Genomic DNA, 1721 nt, shown 5'->3' on the forward strand with positions numbered 1-1721 from the left:
ATTTTAACACATTTTAGAGAAGAATTCTCCCGCCTCTAAGGCGGTGAGATGAATTCTCTTTTTTTACTAAAAGCCTCGCAAAAATTTTACAATCTAGTAAAAATTTGGCATATTATACATGTAAGAAAAATGCATACATGAGGTGAACGTATGGCAAAACGAAAATCTAAACATGATGATTTTATCATGACGTGTGAGAAGAATAAGAAGTTATATACACTTGCTGCTACATCTACGCCATCCTGTAGCCTGTATGATGTGATAGACAGGAATTTTGTTATTTCAGAAAAATCTACATCACATAAAAAGTCGTCATCCAGACGTATTGCGAAACCTGACACTGTATTTATTGCATACCGTTTTCGTGGCTATCCAACAGAAGAACAGGAGTCTTTATTAAAGCAGAATATTGGAGCGGCACGTTTTATGTGGAACCTGATGCTTTCTGATTACAACCTGATGTGGAAAGAATTGGGTTTTACTATTCCGATGACACCTGCAGATTACAAAAATGTTTCCGGGATGGAATGGCTGAGAGATATGGACTCTTCCAATCTGGCAAATGTACAGCTCCATCTGGAAAAAGCACGAAATGATTATTTTTCCGGAGATAAGGGGAAGCCACGATTCAAGAAAAAGAATATCTGCACAGACAGTTATACGACAAATTATACTAACCATAATATCAGAATAGAAGGTAATGGAATACGCCTGCCTAAGATTGCGAGACCGATACATCTTTCCATGCACAGACCAGTTACGCCTGGCGGCACATTAAAAAACGTGACCATCACACATGAACCGGATGGAAAATGGTATTTTTCCATCGCGTTTGAATATCCGACAGAAGAAATTGAACCATCCACCGGATTACAGGATTTTTTTGAAACAGGAAACAGGGACGCCGTTTCTGGAATCGGGCTTGATATGTCTGTACCGTTCCTGTATATAGATTCCACTGGCAAGAGGCCGTCCTATGAACTAAATGGACGGGAAGTTCGCTTTCTGAAGCAATACCGCAAATTAGAAAAACGTATCGCAAGGGAGCAGCGTAAACGTTCCAAGATGGTTAAAGACTCTAACAATTACAACAAGCAGTGCCGGAAGATTGCACGTCTGCATGCGAAAGCCAAGCATCGCAGGGACGATTTTCTTCACCAGATTGCTGTAAGGCTTGTTAGAGGGTATGACCTGATTGCGATTGAAGACCTGGACATGGCAGCAATGAAGAAAGGCCTGAATCTTGGAAAATCTGTTTCCGATATCGGATGGGGAAAGTTTACGCAGATTCTTGAAGAATTGTGCAATAAACTTGGAAAACTTCTTATCCGTGTTGATAGATGGTATCCATCTTCTAAGACCTGCAGCCATTGCGGATACATAAACAAGGATTTGAAACTTGAAGACAGGGTGTATGTATGCCCTGAATGCGGGCATGTTATAAGCCGCGACAAAAATGCAGCTGCCAATATCCTGGAAGAAGGTTTCCGGATTCTTGAAGAAAATATGTCTAGACCAGCAGTGGAAGGATATAAAAAGCCTTCCCTGCTTACTATGATTGTGTAGATACGCAATCTATCGGTTACCCGACAATATTACCGGTGGAACGCCGGAGTAGCCTGTCGAGCTACGGGGTCACGCTTACAGACGTGCATAATATGTCACCCGGTTTAGGCAGGAAGCCCCCGCTTCAGCGTAAGCAAGCGGTGGGTAAGTTCACA

General features: G+C 42.0%; 1 protein-coding gene. It reads left to right on the forward strand.

What is annotated here, in order from left to right:
• The first annotated feature begins 150 nt into the window (after positions 1-150).
• Entirely contained in the window at positions 151-1566 is a 1416-nt protein-coding gene (locus tag LI091_RS18325; protein ID WP_173734718.1) for an RNA-guided endonuclease InsQ/TnpB family protein, read from the forward strand.
• Positions 1567-1721: the final 155 nt, after the last annotated feature.

It is taken from the genome of Blautia sp. MSK20_18 (assembly GCF_020553125.1).
Lineage (GTDB): Bacteria > Bacillota > Clostridia > Lachnospirales > Lachnospiraceae > Blautia_A > Blautia_A fusiformis.

Bases quoted from the DNA above. Each gene is read 5' to 3' on its own strand.
- LI091_RS18325 (WP_173734718.1), top strand. From the start codon at position 151: ATGGCAAAACGAAAATCTAAACATGATGATTTTATCATGACGTGTGAG.